Annotated in this window: 15 protein-coding genes; 5 read left to right on the plus strand and 10 right to left on the minus strand. The window is 69.5% G+C overall.

Annotated elements, in window-relative coordinates; genetic code table 11:
• The first annotated feature begins 571 nt into the window (after positions 1-571).
• From QSG27_RS21975 to QSG27_RS21985, 3 genes are all read left to right on the plus strand, one after another.
• On the plus strand, positions 572-1,066 hold the full coding sequence (locus tag QSG27_RS21975; protein WP_306709883.1) for a MarR family winged helix-turn-helix transcriptional regulator: 495 nt from the start codon (positions 572-574) through the stop codon (positions 1,064-1,066).
• A 54-nt stretch (positions 1,067-1,120) separates the two neighbouring features.
• Positions 1,121-1,507 carry a response regulator transcription factor gene (locus QSG27_RS21980; protein WP_306709885.1) on the plus strand — a complete coding sequence of 129 codons (387 nt, stop codon included), beginning with the start codon at positions 1,121-1,123 and terminating at the stop codon, positions 1,505-1,507.
• Between the two features lie 170 nt (positions 1,508-1,677).
• Positions 1,678-3,396: a monovalent cation:proton antiporter-2 (CPA2) family protein gene (locus QSG27_RS21985; RefSeq protein ID WP_306709887.1), complete on the plus strand. Its 1,719-nt coding sequence runs from the start codon at positions 1,678-1,680 to the stop codon at positions 3,394-3,396.
• A 22-nt stretch (positions 3,397-3,418) separates the two neighbouring features.
• Here the strand turns inward: QSG27_RS21985 and QSG27_RS21990 are convergent, their stop codons facing one another.
• The 5 genes from QSG27_RS21990 to QSG27_RS22010 form a co-directional block, all read right to left on the minus strand.
• Positions 3,419-5,044 (minus strand): hypothetical protein, encoded by a 1,626-nt coding sequence (locus QSG27_RS21990; protein ID WP_306709888.1) that lies wholly within the window; start codon positions 5,042-5,044, stop codon positions 3,419-3,421.
• Between the two features lie 405 nt (positions 5,045-5,449).
• Positions 5,450-6,490 carry a sulfate/molybdate ABC transporter ATP-binding protein gene (locus tag QSG27_RS21995; protein ID WP_306709890.1) on the minus strand — a complete coding sequence of 347 codons (1,041 nt, stop codon included), beginning with the start codon at positions 6,488-6,490 and terminating at the stop codon, positions 5,450-5,452.
• Between the two features lie 13 nt (positions 6,491-6,503).
• On the minus strand, positions 6,504-7,364 hold the full coding sequence (cysW, locus tag QSG27_RS22000) for a sulfate ABC transporter permease subunit CysW (RefSeq protein ID WP_306709892.1): 861 nt from the start codon (positions 7,362-7,364) through the stop codon (positions 6,504-6,506).
• Complete coding sequence (gene cysT, locus QSG27_RS22005; protein WP_306709894.1) at positions 7,354-8,187, minus strand: sulfate ABC transporter permease subunit CysT; 834 nt, start codon at positions 8,185-8,187, stop codon at positions 7,354-7,356. Before cysT ends, cysW begins: the two co-directional genes overlap by 11 nt.
• A 57-nt stretch (positions 8,188-8,244) precedes the next feature.
• Complete coding sequence (locus QSG27_RS22010; protein WP_306709895.1) at positions 8,245-9,282, minus strand: sulfate ABC transporter substrate-binding protein; 1,038 nt, start codon at positions 9,280-9,282, stop codon at positions 8,245-8,247.
• A gap of 288 nt (positions 9,283-9,570) precedes the next feature.
• Between QSG27_RS22010 and QSG27_RS22015 the strand changes: the two genes are divergently transcribed.
• The gene (locus QSG27_RS22015; protein WP_306709897.1) at positions 9,571-10,755 is read left to right on the plus strand and encodes a hypothetical protein; all 1,185 of its coding nucleotides are present in this window, start codon (positions 9,571-9,573) and stop codon (positions 10,753-10,755) included.
• Between the two features lie 17 nt (positions 10,756-10,772).
• Here QSG27_RS22015 and QSG27_RS22020 read toward each other — a convergent pair whose 3' ends face one another.
• Complete coding sequence (locus tag QSG27_RS22020) at positions 10,773-11,225, minus strand: RrF2 family transcriptional regulator (RefSeq protein ID WP_306709899.1); 453 nt, start codon at positions 11,223-11,225, stop codon at positions 10,773-10,775.
• Between the two features lie 167 nt (positions 11,226-11,392).
• Here QSG27_RS22020 and QSG27_RS22025 point away from each other — a divergent pair, with 167 nt between their 5' ends.
• Positions 11,393-12,025, plus strand: a complete 633-nt coding sequence (locus QSG27_RS22025) for an MBL fold metallo-hydrolase (protein WP_306709901.1) — start codon at positions 11,393-11,395, stop codon at positions 12,023-12,025.
• A gap of 57 nt (positions 12,026-12,082) precedes the next feature.
• Here the strand turns inward: QSG27_RS22025 and QSG27_RS22030 are convergent, their stop codons facing one another.
• From QSG27_RS22030 to QSG27_RS22045, 4 genes are read right to left on the minus strand one after another with little or no spacing between them, the layout of a single operon-like run.
• Positions 12,083-12,862, minus strand: coding sequence for an SDR family oxidoreductase (locus QSG27_RS22030; protein WP_306709902.1), 780 nt, complete (start codon positions 12,860-12,862; stop codon positions 12,083-12,085).
• Positions 12,801-13,565, minus strand: a complete 765-nt coding sequence (locus tag QSG27_RS22035; RefSeq protein WP_306709904.1) for an HdaA/DnaA family protein — start codon at positions 13,563-13,565, stop codon at positions 12,801-12,803. The genes QSG27_RS22030 and QSG27_RS22035 overlap by 62 nt, the downstream gene beginning before the upstream one ends.
• Before the next feature lie 24 nt (positions 13,566-13,589).
• Positions 13,590-14,654 (minus strand): AI-2E family transporter, encoded by a 1,065-nt coding sequence (locus QSG27_RS22040; protein WP_306709905.1) that lies wholly within the window; start codon positions 14,652-14,654, stop codon positions 13,590-13,592.
• The gene (locus QSG27_RS22045) at positions 14,651-15,211 is read right to left on the minus strand and encodes a CDP-alcohol phosphatidyltransferase family protein (RefSeq protein ID WP_306709907.1); all 561 of its coding nucleotides are present in this window, start codon (positions 15,209-15,211) and stop codon (positions 14,651-14,653) included. The genes QSG27_RS22040 and QSG27_RS22045 overlap by 4 nt, the downstream gene beginning before the upstream one ends.
• Positions 15,212-15,368: the final 157 nt, after the last annotated feature.

A 15,368-nucleotide genomic window follows, 5' to 3' on the forward strand; every position in this document is an offset into this window, starting at 1 on the left:
AAGCTTTCGAAACTGAAGTCTCTTACTGCTTGACCGAGATGCTCAAGCGACCCGCGATGCCGGTCCCCTCCGGAACCGACCCGCGGCCAACGGTCCATACCGCCGCCTGCGCATCCCTTCTCGAATTTCACGATCAACGATGTCAAAGAACCATCGCCCGGCAAACCAGACAGCGAAACACTCGGCAAACTGGCCGTGAGCGTCGTCGGGTTTTTGAAGGCCGGAGAGGCGCGAACGGTCGTTCGTGCCAGCGGAGGATCAATCTAGCGCTTACGGCAGAGAGCGTCAAGCCCTTTGTTTCGTATTCACCGAACCGCCTAGGCCGCCTGAGGCGGAAACGGATCGGCCAGCACCCTGACCTCCACCCCTCCAGTCTTTTGGGGCGCCCCCTCCGGACCGCGTCCGGCGAGGGAGGCGCTGTATAGGGCAGCCCTCGCCCCCGATCCAGCGAAAAGACTCGTCCCGCCACAGATTCGAATCTGATTGGGCGCCGGCTGGACAGCCCCCCTGCCGCGCCTTATGGTTTCATTTCAAAACGCAGGTCAGAACCGCAGGCACAGGGGAAACCGGCATGCGCCCAAGCGGGCAGGCAACCGCCGAGGTCATGGCGCAGGTGCTGCGGACGACCGCCAGCCTCGCCTTCACCGATGGACTGAACCCGGCCCAGTGGGCGGCGTTGCGTTATTTCGCCCGGGCGAACGCGAGCGCCCGCAACGTCGTGGCCTTCGCCCGCCATCACGGAACGACCAAGGGCACGGCCAGCCAGACCATTGCGGCCCTTCTCAAGAAGGAGCTTCTGGAACGGCATCCCAGCGAGACGGACCGCCGTTCCATCCGGTTGACCGTCACGGCGAAGGGGCGGGGGATGCTGACCAACGACCCGTTGAACGAGCTGGCCGCGGCCATCGACAATCTTCCTCCGGTGCAGCATGACGCCTTGGCGGAAGGGCTGGACCAGTTGCTGCGCACGCTGTTGTCCCGCCGGGCCCGAAGCGGGGGAATGCGCGCCGGGGACCCGCAGGAGGAGGCCGGCGACACCCATCGCAAGGGGGCCGCGGCGGACTGAGCCGCTCCGCCCCCACCGTATTCCACCGCCACCGCAGTTGGAGCGACGGAACCCATGGCCCGAATTCTGGTGATCGACGATGTCCCGGCCTTCACGGCGCTGCTGCGCATGACGCTGGAGTCGCAGGGCCACCATGTGGCGGAGGCGCAGGACGGCCTGTCCGGTCTGGCCGCCCTGGAGCGGGAGCGATTCGATCTCGCCGTCGTGGACATGATGATGCCCGGCCTGGACGGGATCGAGCTGATCCGCCGCCTGAGCGCCCGCAACGATCCCCGCCCCCCGGCCGTCATCGCCATGTCCGGCGGCACGGAGGATTTCCCGGCGGCCTTTTCGCTGAACCTGTCGGCGATGCACGGCGCCGACCGGCTGCTGTACAAGCCGTTCGACAGCGCCGAACTGCTCGCCGCCGTGGAGGAACTGCTGGCCGCGCGCATGCCCTGACGCCGCGGCATCGCCGCCACAGCGCGGGATTTTCTGAACGCCGACGGGACTTTTTCCCGGTTTCCGATCTTTGGCATACCCGCTGCGCTTGCGGCGGTCGTTTTTGCACCGCATACAGACGCCGTCCCGGACGGCCGGAGCATCCGGCCCGACTCATCCAGCGCGCGGCCATGCACGATCCCAAACTGCTCTTCGACGTCCTGTTCCTTCTGCTGGCGGCGGTCGTGATCGTCCCGTTGTTCCAGGCGCTGCGCATCCCGGCGGTGCTCGGCTATCTGGTGGGAGGGGCGCTGCTGGGGCCGCACACGCCGGGTCCGGTGGTGGACATGGAGCTTCCGCAGGTCCTGTCCGAATTCGGGGTGGTCTTCCTCCTCTTCGCCATCGGGCTGGAGCTGCCGCTGTCGCGCCTGCAGGCGATGCGGCGCTACATCTTCGGGCTGGGGCTGATGCAGGTGGTGCTGACCAGCGCCGCCATCGCCGCGGTCGCCTACGCGCTGGGCGAGGACACGGCAGCGGCGCTGGTCATCGGCGGCATGCTGGCCTTCTCCTCCACCGCCACGGTGCTGAAGCTGCTGGTGGAGCGCGGGGAGACGGTGGCACGGTTCGGGCGCGTGTCGGTCGCCGTCCTGATCTTCCAAGATCTGGCCGTCGTTCCGCTGCTGACCCTTTTGCCGCTGCTGGCCGGGGGAAGCACCAGCATTCCCTGGGCGCTTGCCCTGGCCGGGGCCAAGGCCGTCGCGGCGATCGGCGGCATCATGCTGCTGGGCCGCTTCGTGGTGCGCCCGGTCTATCACTTCGTGGCCTCGGCCAAGAGCCCGGAGGTCTTCACCGCGACCAACCTGCTGGTCGTCCTGGCGGTGGCCTGGCTGACGGCGGAGGCCGGCATGTCGATGGCGCTGGGCGCCTTCCTGGCCGGCATGCTGATGGCCGACACCGCCTACCGCCATCAGGTTGAGGCCGACATCGAGCCGTTCCGCGGCCTGCTGCTGGGCCTGTTCTTCATGACGGTGGGCATGACGCTGGACCTGCCGGCCATGCTGCGCCGCGCCGACGACATCCTGCTGGTGACCGTGGCCCTTCTGATCGGGAAGAGCGTCCTGCTGTTCCTGCTCTGCCGCCTGTCGGGGCTCGGGCTGGCGACCTCGCTGCGCATCGGGCTGCTGCTGTCGCAGGGCGGCGAGTTCGCCTTCGTGCTGATCGGCAAGGCGACGAAGCTGTCGGTGCTGGACGGCGACACCGGGCTGCTGCTGTCCTCCTGCGTGGCGCTCAGCATGGCGGTCACGCCGCTGATCGGCGCCATCGCGCAGCGTCTGGCCCAGGGCGTGGAGGCCCGGCACGGGGCCGAAGCCTTCGGCGTCGAGACCAGCGACATCACCGGCCATGTGCTGATCGCCGGCTATGGCCGGGTCGGGCGCGCCGTCGCCCGGCTGCTGCGGACGCACGACATCCCCTACGTCGCACTGGACCTCGACCCGCAGCGGGTGGCCGCGGCGCGGGCGGAAGGGCTGCCCGTCTATTACGGCGACTCCAGCCAGATCGGCGTCCTGCGCGCCGCGGGAATCGGGCGGGCACGGGCCGCCGTCATCACCGTCAACCACCCGGACATGGCGGAGCGCGCCGTGGAAACCATCCGCCGGGCCGCCCCGCGCATGCCCATCGCCGCCCGCGCCCACGACCTGGGCCGGGGCACAAGGCTGAAGGCGGCCGGGGCCACCGCCGTGGTGCCCGAGACGCTGGAGGCCAGCCTGCAACTGGCCAGCCTCGTCCTGCGCAACGCCGGGGTGGACGCCGAGACCATCGACCAGAGCCTGAAGAGCGTCCGCGACCGCGGTTACGACGCCCTCCGCGAACCGGCGGAGAAGGATGGGGGCCAGCCCCACGCGGCCTGATCCGCGCCCTCCGCCTGCCCCCTCAACGCTCCACCCGCCACAGGTCGAAAACGGTGCCGCGGTACGCCTCCGCAGCACCCGGCGGCGGCGTCAGCCCCGCCGCGTGGAAGACGTTGGAGAACATCACCAGCACGTAATCGTACTTTTCCCGCCAGCCGACATAATGGGGGCAGGGCTCCACATGGTCGCGCAGGGTCGCCTCCCCGGGGCGGGAGAGCAGGCGCACGTCCACCGGCACGCCCTCATAGATCGCCATGCAGCGGTCGCGGTAGGGCCGGGTCACGGTCAGCGGCTGCTTGCCCGGATGGCTGAACAGGGTCGGGACGAAGGCGCGCCGTTCCACGGTGATCAGCGACGGCAGATGGACCAGGCTGGGCAGCGCGACCAGCGAATGCCGCCAGGGCGGCTGGGTGAGCAGGAACTCCCGCGTGTTGCAGCAGCCGGCCTCCTGCCCCGCCCAGGCGATCAGCACGGAACGTCCGGGCTCGATCCGCTCCATGGCGCGGCGCAGGTCGGCCACGTCGTCCTCGTAGGCCAGCCAGTTGACGGTCAGCACGGCGGTCCGCACCGCCAACAGGGCGAGCAGCCCGGCCGCGAAGGCCGCCGCGGCGCGCGGGGTCGGAAAGCGCAAGTCGGTGCCGGCCACCAGCAGGAAGGCCGCCAGAATCCAGAAGCGGATCGACACGAAATAGGTGCCGAAGAAGGGGTCGGGCACGACGAAGAAGGCCAGGGCGAACAGCGCCGCCGCCAGCATCATCGCCGTCGAGGCGCGCAGCCAGCCCGCCAGACGCGCCGCCGCCATGCCGCCCAGGATCAGCAGCAGGGTCGCCATGTCGAGCAGCGTGTTGTAGTTCAGAACCGGCGCCAGCATGTCGTGCAGCCGGTAGCGCCACTGCTTCAGCTCCGTCAGCTTCTTCAGCCGCCAGTAGACCTCCTTCAGCAGCAGGACGGGGGCGCTGTCGTGTGCGCCCACCGCCGCCGCGTCGGAGCGGAGGAGCTGGGTCCCCACCGTGCCGGCGAACAGCGCCGCGGGAAGGGCCAGCAAGGCCGCGAACCGCAGCGCGTCGCGCCCGAGGTTGGCAAGCGTCGGCGGCTTGCGCCCCTCCCCCACATACTTGACCGCCTCCACCGCGAACAGGCAGAGCAGGAAGGAGCCGAGCACGATGGCGTGGGCGAAGTAGAGGAAGAGGGCGCAGCCCATCCCCACCGGCAGTTGCCAGCGCCCCCCGGCCAGCGCGATCCACAGCGACACCCCGATCAGCAGGAAACCGAGGCCGAGCGAGAAGCTCATGAAGCCGCCGATCAGCGTGGCGTTGTAGATGAACAGCGCGCCGCACAGCGGCCACAGGCTCCAGCGCCCGAACAGGGTCCGGTTCAGCAGCATGGCCCCGATCAGGGTCAGCACCCCGGCCAGCGCCATATAGACCCGCCCGGCGACGTAGAGCGGCAACACGCTGGCGAGCGGCAGCATCACCGCTTCCATCAGCAGGTTCGGCACCGGCGTCAGCGAGGCGGTGTAGCGTTCGCCCAGGAAGGGGTCGGTCCGGTAATGCAGAAGCACGTCCACCCGCGCCAGATGGTTCGGGTAGTCGAGCAGCGGCGGCATCTCCACCAGCAGCAGCGGCAGCACGAGCAGCGCCAGAATCACCGGAAGCACCAGGGCCAGAGGCGGTGACCACGCTTCGCTCCCGCTCCCCGTCCACAGCGCGGCAGCCCCGGTGCCGGGGGCCTGCGACAGTCCTGGATGGTCCGCCCCTGGATGGTCCGCCCTTGGATGGTCCGCCCTTGGATGGTCCACTGGCGCCTCCTGCATTTGGTGCAATGCGGAAGGCTCAACACATCCATCGTCCGCACCGCCAGAAGGCAATGGCGTTACGGATCGGCTTTGGAATTAGTCCCCGCCCCGGACGGGGCAGGCGCCAAGGCCCCGCCGGGGCTCCTTCGGCGGAGGCCGGGCGCCCTCCCCACCCCTTTTCGGGGGTGAGGCGGGTGGTTCCGGAACGTCCGCCGGGGTTGCGGTCGTCAGGGTTTATGGCCGTTGGGGTTGCGGTCGTCAGGGTTGCGGGAAGACGCGCGCCCGGTCGATGTGAACGGCGCACTGGTCGCCGGGACGCAGGCCGAGGACGGACAGCCGCTCGCGGTCCATTTCGGCCTCCAGCGGCAGGCCGGCGAGATCGATCTCGACCCGCGCGTCCGGCCCCACCACATGGATGCCCGACACGCGGCCCGGCCCGCCGGCGCTGGGGCTGAGGCCCAGATCGTGCGGGCGGACATAGGCGATGGCGGGACCGCGCACCGTTCCATCGGCGGGGATGCAGATCGCCCCGTTGGCCGCCTTCGCCACCCCGTCGGCCACCACGCAGTCGAAGCGGTTCACCTGCCCGAGGAATTCGTACACGAAGGCCGAGGCGGGACGGTCGTAGACCTCCGCCGGGCTGCCCACCTGCTCGATCCGGCCCTGGCTCATCACCACCACGCGGTCGGCCAGTTCCAGCGCCTCCTCCTGGTCGTGGGTGACGAAGACGGAGGTGATGTGGATGTCCTCGTGCAGTTTGCGCAGCCAGCGCCGCAGTTCCTTGCGCACCTTGGCGTCCAGCGCGCCGAACGGCTCGTCCAGCAGCAGCACCTTCGGCTCGATGGCGAGCGCGCGGGCCAACGCCACGCGCTGCCGCTGGCCGCCGGAAAGCTGCGCCGGGTAGCGGTCGGCGAAATGGGCGAGTTGGACCAGTTCCAGCAACTCCATGACGCGCCGCCTGATCTCCGCCGTGGTGAAGCGCTGGCCGCGCGGGCGCACCTTCAGGCCGAAGGCCACGTTGTCGAAGACGGTCATGTGGCGGAACAGCGCGTAATGCTGGAAGACGAAGCCGACCTGCCGCTCCCGCGGGCTGAGGCCGAGCGCCTCCTCCCCGTGGAGCTGGAGGCTGCCGGAGTCGGCGAATTCCAGCCCCGCCATGATGCGCAGCAGCGTCGTCTTGCCCGACCCCGAAGGGCCGAGCAGGGCCAGAAGCTCGCCCGAGCGGACCTCGAGGTCCACCGAGTCGAGCGCGCGGAAGCTTCCGAATTGCTTGGTGATGCCGGAGACCTGGATCGCCATGACGTGCGTCGCCTCAATGCCGGGTGGCCGCCAGCTCAGCCCCGAAGCGCCATTCCAGCACCGTCTTCACCACCAGGGTGACGAGGGCGAGCATGGCCAGCACCGAGGCCACCGCGAAGGCAGCGACCAAGTTGTATTCGTTGTAAAGGATCTCGACATGCAGGGGCATCGTGTTGGTCTCGCCCCGGATGTGGCCGGAGACCACCGACACCGCCCCGAATTCCCCCATCGCGCGGGCGTTGCACAGCAGGACGCCGTACAGCAGGCCCCATTTGATGTTGGGCAGGGTCACCCGCCAGAAGGTCTGCCAGCCGGACGCGCCCAGCACCAGCGCCGCCTCCTCCTCCTCGTTGCCCTGCTCCTGCATCAGCGGGATCAGTTCGCGGGCGACGAAGGGGAAGGTGACGAAGACGGTGGCGAGCACCAGCCCCGGCACGGCGAAGATGATCTGGATGCCCTGCGACTTCAGGAACGGCCCCATCAGCCCGTGCAGACCAAACAGCAGCACATAGATCAGGCCGGAGATCACCGGCGACACCGAAAACGGCAGGTCGATCAGCGTGATCAGCAGATCCTTGCCGCGGAAGTCGAACTTGGCGATGCACCAGGACGCCGCCACGCCGAAGACGAGGTTCATCGGCACGGCGATGGCCGCGACGATCAGCGTCAGCTTGATGGCTGCCACCGCGTCCGGCTCGACCAGCGCCGCCCAGTAGGCGTCCGTGCCGCGCCGCAGCGCCTCCACGAACACCGACACCAGCGGCAGGACCAGGAACAGCAGCAGGAAGGCCAACGCCGAGGCGATCAGCAGCCCCTTCACCCATCGGCTGTCGGCCAGCGCCGGCGCGAACCCGGCGGCTTTCTTAGCGTGCATGGCGCGACCTCATCCAGGCTTGCAGCAGGTTCAGGGCCAGCAGCAGCACGAAGGACGCCATCAGCATCAGCATGCCGACCGCGGCGGCGCCGGCATAGTCGTACTGCTCCAGCTTGATGACGATCAGCAGCGGAATGATCTCCGACAGGCCGGGGATGTTGCCGGCGATGAAGATCACCGATCCGTACTCCCCCACCCCGCGGGCGAAAGCCAGGGCGAAGCCGGTCAGCAGCGCGGGCAGCAGCGCCGGGAACACGATCCGCCGGAAGGTCTGCCAGCGCGTGGCGCCGAGCGCCGCGGCGGCCTCCTCCTCCTCCGGCGGCAGATCCTGAAGGATCGGCTGCACGGTGCGCACCACGAAGGGCAGGCCGATGAAGGTCAAGGCGATGGCGATGCCCAGCGGGGTGAAGGCCACCTTCATCCCGAACCAGTCCATCAGCAGGGAGCCGATCCAGCCGTTGGGCGCGTACAGCGCGCTGAGCGCGATGCCGGCCACCGCGGTGGGCAGGGCGAAGGGCAGGTCCACCAGCGCATCGACGATCCGGTCGCCCGGAAAGCGGTAGCGGACCAGCACCCAGGCGACGATGAAGCCGAAGACGGCGTTGACCGCGGCGGCCGCCAGCGACAGCCCGAAACTGACCTGGAAGGCCGCCAGGACGCGGGGAGTCAGCACCGCGTTCCAGAATCCCGACCAGCCCAGCCCCGCCGCCTTCAGAGCCAGCGCCGCCAGCGGCAGCAGGACGATCAGACCCAGATAGGCCAGCGTGAAACCGAGCGTCAGCCCGAAGCCGGGGAGAACGCTGGGCTTTCGAAGGACGCTCAACACCGTGCCCCCCGGGGAGGGGAGCACGGTGTCGCTGGTGGTTGCCGCAACCACGGCTCAGCGGCCCTTCTGATAGATCTGGTCGAAGACACCGCCATCCGCGAAATGCTTCTCCTGGGCCGTGCGCCAACCCCCGAAGGAGCCGTCGATGGTCACCAGTTTAACATTCGGGAAGCGGTCCGCATACCGCGCAGCGACCTCCGGCAGGCGCGGGCGGTAGAAGTTCTTCGCCGCGATCTCCTGCGCCTCGGGGCTGTAGAGGAAGTTCAGGTAGGCTTCCGCCACCTTCCGCGTCCCCTTGCGGTCCACGACCGAATCGACGACGGTGACCGGCGGCTCCGCCAGGATGGACAGGGACGGCACGACGATCTCGAACTTGTCGGCGCCGAACTCCTGAAGCGACAGGAAGGCTTCGTTCTCCCAGGCCAGCAGCACGTCGCCGAGCTGCCGCTGCGTGAAGGTGACGGTGGAGCCGCGGGCGCCGCTGTCCAGCACCGGGACGTTCTTGAACAGGTCGCCGACGAACTGCTTGGCCTTGGCCTCGTCGTTGCCGTTCTTCTCCAGCGAGAAGGCCCAGGCGGCGAGGTAGTTCCAGCGCGCCCCGCCCGAGGTCTTCGGGTTCGGCGTGATGACCTGAACGCCCGGCTTCACCAGATCGTCCCAGTCCTTGACCTGCTTCGGGTTGCCCTTGCGGACCAGGAACACGATCGTGGAGGTGTAGGGGGAGCTGTTGTTCGGCAGGCGCGCCTGCCAGGTCTTCGGCAGGGCGCCGGAATCGGCGATGGCGTCGATGTCGTAGGCCAGCGCCAGGGTAACCACGTCGGCGTCCAGCCCGTCGATGACCGAGCGCGCCTGCTTGCCCGACCCGCCGTGCGACTGCTTCACGGTCACCGTCTGGCCGTTGTCGGCCTGCCATTTCTTGGCGAACGCCTTGTTGAACTCCACATAGAATTCGCGCGTGGGGTCGTAGGAGACGTTCAGCAGATTGGTCTGCGCCTTGGCGGGCGAAATGGCCAGCACGGCGAGGGCGAGCCCCGCGGCCAGTGCGGACAGCTTCCCAGCCCGAAGCGCGGAGAGCCGATCACGAAACGACATGGCACACTCCCTCTATGGTTCCGTTGGGGTGCCGGCAGCGGCTCCCAGGGGGACCGCGCACCGCACCGATCGTCACAAACGCGGCGGTAGCGCCGTATTCACCTATCTTTTTATGTATAAGCAATATCCATTTACCGCCTAGAGTTTGCATGATTTTCCAGCCGCCGCAAGGCTGTTTTTTGTCATTCCCCACTTCTTGACGCGAGAATTCCAGGCCAGATGTGAAATAGATGCCCGCCGATCGGACGGGACACCATTGGACTGGCCGCCGCGCGCCGGATCGCTATCATGCGCGCCCGCCGCCACCCCGCTTCCCGCACGGTCATGTCTGAAACACCCCAGCCCCCCTCCCCCGCTCTCCTGACCGCCCTTCTGGAGGCCGAACGCGCGCTCGGACGGCTGGCGGAGGTGGCGCAGGACCCGGTGCGGCGCCGGAGGATGTGGGCCGACGCGGCGCGGCGGGAGTCCTGCGCGGCGGCGCGGCTCGACGGGGTGGCGGTGGACCCGGTGGAATTCCTGGTGGCGACCATCGGCACCGACCTCGTCCCCACCGCGGGACGGGGGGCGGCGCAGTCGGTCCGCGCGCTGTGGCAGGGCGCCCTGTTCACGCAAGGGGTCGTCGCGGCGCCGGCCCGCCGGACGGGAAACTCCCGCGCGCCGCTTCCCTCAGCCGGGGCCGCCGCCGACGCCTGGCGCGCGGTGGCGGAACTGGAGGTCGGGCTGGACGCCCTGCCCCCCTTCCCGTCCGATGATGATGACGGCGAATCCCCGTCTCTCGACGACGACGCTCCTCCGGCCTGGACGCTGGGCTGGACGGAGGCGCTGTGGCGCTGCCTTCAGGCGGAGGTGTCGGGCCGCGATCCCGGACGGCTGGCCTTCTCGGCGGAGCGGGAGGCGGAGGCGGCGGCCCTGCTCAGGCGGCTGGACCATGCGGGCGGCTCACCGGCCCTGCTGGGGGGCGTGGGCATGCTGGCCGAACTGCTGCGCCCGGCGCCCGACCTGCGGATTCCGGCATGGGCGGTGCCCTCGGCCCGGCTGATGGGGGCGCTGGCGGTGGCACGCTGCTGCCGGGTGCCGAACGTCTGGCTGCCGATGTCCGTCTCCCTGCACACCGACCGCACCGCCGCCAGCCTCGCCGCGCGCGGGCGCGAGGAGGGGTGGCGGCTGTGGCTGGCCGACACGGTGGCGGAGACGGCGCGGCGGGAACGGGATCGCGCCCTGTCCCTGGACCGCACCGCGGAGGGTTGGCGGCTGCGGGTCGGGGCCAAGCGCCGCAACTCCCGCATCCCGGACCTCCTGGACGCCCTGTTCGAGGAGCCGGCCCTGACCGTGCGGCGGGTGCAGAAGCGGCTGGGCAGCACCTTCCGCGGTGCCCAGCTTCTGGTCGACGAGCTTCTGGAGGCCGGCATCCTGCGCGAGGCGACGAACCGCGCGCTGGACCGCGTGTTCATCGCGGTCGATCTGATGCCCTGAGCCGGACCCCGCCCGGATCAGATGTCGAAGTTCACGGGCAGGCCGCCGGTGGCCTGACGGTGGCGCAGGGCGTCGGACAGGGTCTGGTTGTCGAGCACCTGCGCGGTGGCGTCGCGCACCTGGACCATCAGCCAGCGCACCGAACAGGTCGGCGGGTCGAGGCAGTCATCGCAGGGGCGGAAGGAGAATTTGCTGGCGCAGGGGATCGGCGCCAAATGGCCGTCGATCAACCGGATCACCTCGCCAAAGGAAATCTCCTCCGCCGGGCGCGCCAGACGGTAGCCTCCGCTCTTGCCGCGCTTGGCGAACAGCAGACCATGCTTGCGCAGTTCCACCAGGATGGCTTCCAGGAACTTGCGCGGAATGTTCTCCCGCTCGGCGATTTCGGCAATCAGGACGAGTTCGTCATCCGTCCGTTCGGCCAGCATGATCAGCGCACGCAGGGCGTATTTGGCTTTTTGTGACAGCATTCGGTCCGGCACCGCCCCCCGCGGCGGAATGGCATAAGAAGAAGTGCACTCCATATAGCCGCGTTGCTCAGGAATTGGTACCGGATCTTGCCCTGGAAATCGGCGGCGCGTAAGGTCGGATGCGAATCGATCCCTGACCATTCTCACCGACCGGCGAAGGACGCGGCATGCAGACCATCATCGTTCCCGTCACCCCGTTCCAGCAGAACTGCACGCTGCTCTGGTGTCCGGAGACGATGAAGGGTGCCGCCGTGGACCCCGGCGGCGACATCCCCCGCATCCTGCGCGCCGCCCAGGCGAAGGGCGTGACTCTGGAGAAGATCCTGGTCACCCACGGGCACATCGACCATGCCGGCGCCGTCGCCGACCTCGCCGACGAACTGAAGCTCCCCGTCGAGGGGCCGCACCGCGAGGACCGGTTCTGGATCGACGGCATGCCGATGCAGAGCCAGATGTTCGGCTTTCCGCCGGTCCGGTCCTTCACGCCGGACCGCTGGCTGGAGGAAGGCGACACGGTGACGGTCGGCAACCTGACGCTGGACGTCCACCATTGTCCGGGCCACACGCCGGGCCATGTGGTCTTCGTGCACAAGCCCAGCAAGCTGGCCATCGTCGGCGACGTGCTGTTCCAGGGCTCCATCGGCCGCACCGACTTCCCCAAGGGCAACCACGGCGAGCTGATCGAATCGATCCGCACCAAGCTGTTCCCGCTGGGCGACGACGTGACCTTCATCCCCGGCCACGGCCCGACCTCCACCATCGGGGAAGAGCGGCTGTACAACCCCTTCCTCAACGATTGACCGTCGCCGCCCCCCTCCCCCGCTCTCGGCGGAGGGCCGGGGAGGGGGCGAGGCGGTCTAAAGCGTTCCCGCGTAGGCGCCGCCGTCCAGCAGGACGTTCTGCCCGGTCATGAACCCCGCATGGGCGGAGCACAAGAAGGCGCAGGCCGCGCCGAACTCCGCCGGGTCGCCAAAGCGTCCGGACGGGTTGTCGGCGCGGCGGGCGGCCATCTCCTCGTCCAGGCTGCGGTTGTTGGCCTTGGCCCCGCCTTCCATGGTGGTGCGCAGGCGGTCGGTCTCGAAGGGGCCGGGCAGCAGGTTGTTGATGGTCACGTTGTGGCGCACGGTCTGGCGCGACAGGCCGGCGACGAAGCCGGTCAGCCCCGCCCGCGCCCCGTTGGACAGGCCCAGGATGGGAATCGGCGCCTTCACCGCCGCCGAGGTGACGTTGACGATGCGCCCGAAGCGGCGCCCGATCATGCCGTCCACCGTCGCCTTGATCAGGAAGATCGGGGCCAGCATGTTGGCCTCGACGGCGCGGATCCAGTGGTCGCGCTCCCAGTCGCGGAAGTCGCCCGGCGGCGGGCCGCCCGCGTTGTTGACCAGGATGTCCGGCTCCGGGCAGGCGGCCAGCGCCGCGGCGCGCCCCTCCTCCGTCGCGATGTCGCCGACGGCGGTGGTCACGGTGGCGCCGGTCTCCCTGCGGATCTCCTCCGCGGCGGCCTCCAGCAGGTCGCGGCCCCGCGCGGTGATGGTGACGGCCACCCCTTCCCGCGCCAACGCCAGGGCGCAGGCCTTACCCAGCCCCTTGCTGGCTGCGCACACGATGGCGCGGCGTCCGGCGATTCCCAGATCCATCCTCGTCCCCTCTCCCTTCGGTCTCCAGCCCGGCCAGCACCTCGCGGGCCAGCGGCACGGTCAAGGGACGGTGCGCGGCCAGCGATGCGCGGTCAAGCGCCGCGACCACCCGCCCCGCCGCCTCCAGCGACCGCTCCATCCGGGCCAGCAGGTAGGTGATGAGGTCCATGCCGGGCCGCAACTGCCGGTCGGCGAACAGCTTGACCAGAACGGCGGCGAGCAGCGCGTCGTCCGGCGCCGCCACACCCACCGCGGGCGCCGCCTTGATGCGGGAACGCAGGTCGGCCAGCTTCATCCGCCAGCGCGACGGCGGGCGGCGCGACAGCAGCAGCAGGTGCCCGCCCGAGTCGCGGGCGAGGTTGTAGAGATGGAACAGCGCCTCCTCCCGCGGCGGTTTGCCCGCCACCTGCTCCGCGTCCTCCACCACCACGGCGTTGGCGCGGGCCAGCAGGGCGGGCAGGTCGGTGCGGTCCAGCGCCTCCCCCGCGGCGATGGGGGCGTGGCTGCGCGCCCGCCAGACATGGCCGAGATGGGTCTTGCCGCAGCCGTCCGGCCCGTACAGCGTCAGGGCCGGGGCCGGCCAGGACGGCCAGCGGTCGAGCCAGGCCACCGCCTCCGCGTTGCTGGGCGCCACGAGGAAATCCTCGCAGCCCATGGCGGCGCGGTGTCCGAGGTCGAGCGGTAGCTGGGCCGCGAGGGTCATGGGGCGGGGGTCATGGGGCAGGGGTCATGGCGAGGGGGTGCCGCGGTAGTAGGGACTGTCAAGATAGCGCCCCAGCGCGAAGCGTGTCAGCACCCCGATCACCGCGGCCACCGGCACGGCCAGCAGCACGCCGACGAAGCCGAACAGCGAGCCGCCGGCCAGCAGGGCGAAGATCACCCAGACCGCGTGCAGCCCGACCTTCTCGCCCACCAGCTTCGGCGTCAGGACGTTGCCCTCCACCGCCTGCCCGAACAGGAAGATCGCCACGACGATCACGATCCGCCAGGGATCGTCGAATTGCAGCAGCGCCAGCCCCGTGCTCGACACGAAGCCGAACAGCGAGCCGACATAGGGAATGAAGGACAGCAGCCCCGCCATCAGCCCGATCACCAGACCGAAATCCAGCCCGGCCAGCGACAGCGCCACCGCGTAGAACACCCCCAGCACGACGCAGACCAGCGCCTGCCCGCGGACGAATCCGGCCAGCGTCTCGTCCACCTCCCGCGCCTGCTCCCGGATGGTGGCGGCGTGGTGCAGGGGCAGCCAGCCGTTCACCTTGTTGACCAGGATGTCCCAGTCGCGCATCAGGTAGAAGGCCACGATGGGCGTGATGAAGATCACCGACAGCACGTCGAACAGCGCCAGCCCGCCGGACAGGATGTGCTTCAGCACCCGCCCGATCCAGCCCACGACATCCCCGGCGTAATTGCCGGCGGCCCCGCGCAGCCGCTCCACGTCCTCCGGCGACAGGCGGTGCACCAGCCGGTCCAGCATCGGCAGCACGCGCTCCCGCGCCGCGTTGGCGTAGTTGGGAAGCACCTCGATCAGATGGGACACCTGCGACTGCACCAGCGGGAGCAGCAGAAGCCCCATCAGCACCAGCACCAGGACGAAGGACAGCAGCACCAGCGTCGTCGCCAGCCAGCGCGGCAGGTTCCAGCGCTCCAGCCGGTCGACCACCGGGTCCAGCAGATAGGCCACCGCCAGCCCCACCACGAAGGGCAGCAGCATGCCGGACAGCAGCCACAGGACCAGGACGAACAGCCCCAGCCCGATCAGCCAGAAACGGAACTGCTTGGCGGCGGTCACGGCACCCCTCCATGCCGGCTGAACAGCAGCCCGCCCCGGTAGACGTAGGCCAGTCCCGACAGCACCGTCGTCGCGGCGCAGGTCCAGATGAGCAGCGGCACCAGCTCCATCCCGAACAGGTGGAAATCCGGCAGCCCCAGCCCCGGCGGGGCCAGCACCGCCGCGGCCAGGGACAATTGCACCGCCGTGTTGATCTTGCTGATGTAGAGCGGCTGCATCGCCAGCGACTCCTTCAGCGTGTAGAGCAGCATCACCCCGCCGACGATCATCAGGTCGCGGAACACCACCAGGATGACCAGCCACAGCGGCAACTCGCCGACATGCCCCAGCGAGACGTAGACGCTGACCAGCAGCGCCTTGTCGGCGATCGGGTCGAGATAGGCGCCCAGAACCGTGCGGGCGCGGAACATGCGCGCCACGGCGCCGTCCACCGCGTCCGACACGCCCGCCCCGACGAACAGCCAGAAGGCGACCCCCAGCTCCCCCGCCAGGATGAAGTAGACGGCGACCGGCACCGCCAGGATGCGGCCGAAGGTGATGATGTTCGGAATGCTCACCGTGCTGCCTTCCGCCGTTGTCCCTTATGCCGCAGCCTCCTGCCCGTCTGTAACGCCGGGAGGCGGTCCGCCGTCACGGACGGGCCGTGGCCGGCAAGGTGCCGAGGATGCGCGGCGGGGCGCCCGGCGCGGCCTGCGGCGCACCCGCCGGCACCGG

Source organism: Azospirillum isscasi, from assembly GCF_030849505.1.
GTDB lineage: Bacteria > Pseudomonadota > Alphaproteobacteria > Azospirillales > Azospirillaceae > Azospirillum > Azospirillum isscasi.

Coding starts and splice junctions, on each gene's coding strand:
- QSG27_RS21995 (WP_306709890.1), bottom strand. CDS start 6,490: ATGGCGATCCAGGTCTCCGGCATCACCAAGCAATTCGGAAGCTTCCGC.
- QSG27_RS22030 (WP_306709902.1), bottom strand. CDS start 12,862: ATGGATCTGGGAATCGCCGGACGCCGCGCCATCGTGTGCGCAGCCAGC.
- QSG27_RS21980 (WP_306709885.1), top strand. CDS start 1,121: ATGGCCCGAATTCTGGTGATCGACGATGTCCCGGCCTTCACGGCGCTG.
- QSG27_RS22020 (WP_306709899.1), bottom strand. CDS start 11,225: ATGCTGTCACAAAAAGCCAAATACGCCCTGCGTGCGCTGATCATGCTG.
- cysW (WP_306709892.1), bottom strand. CDS start 7,364: ATGCACGCTAAGAAAGCCGCCGGGTTCGCGCCGGCGCTGGCCGACAGC.
- QSG27_RS22010 (WP_306709895.1), bottom strand. CDS start 9,282: ATGTCGTTTCGTGATCGGCTCTCCGCGCTTCGGGCTGGGAAGCTGTCC.
- QSG27_RS21985 (WP_306709887.1), top strand. CDS start 1,678: ATGCACGATCCCAAACTGCTCTTCGACGTCCTGTTCCTTCTGCTGGCG.
- QSG27_RS21975 (WP_306709883.1), top strand. CDS start 572: ATGCGCCCAAGCGGGCAGGCAACCGCCGAGGTCATGGCGCAGGTGCTG.
- QSG27_RS22015 (WP_306709897.1), top strand. CDS start 9,571: ATGCGCGCCCGCCGCCACCCCGCTTCCCGCACGGTCATGTCTGAAACA.
- QSG27_RS22025 (WP_306709901.1), top strand. CDS start 11,393: ATGCAGACCATCATCGTTCCCGTCACCCCGTTCCAGCAGAACTGCACG.
- QSG27_RS22035 (WP_306709904.1), bottom strand. CDS start 13,565: ATGACCCTCGCGGCCCAGCTACCGCTCGACCTCGGACACCGCGCCGCC.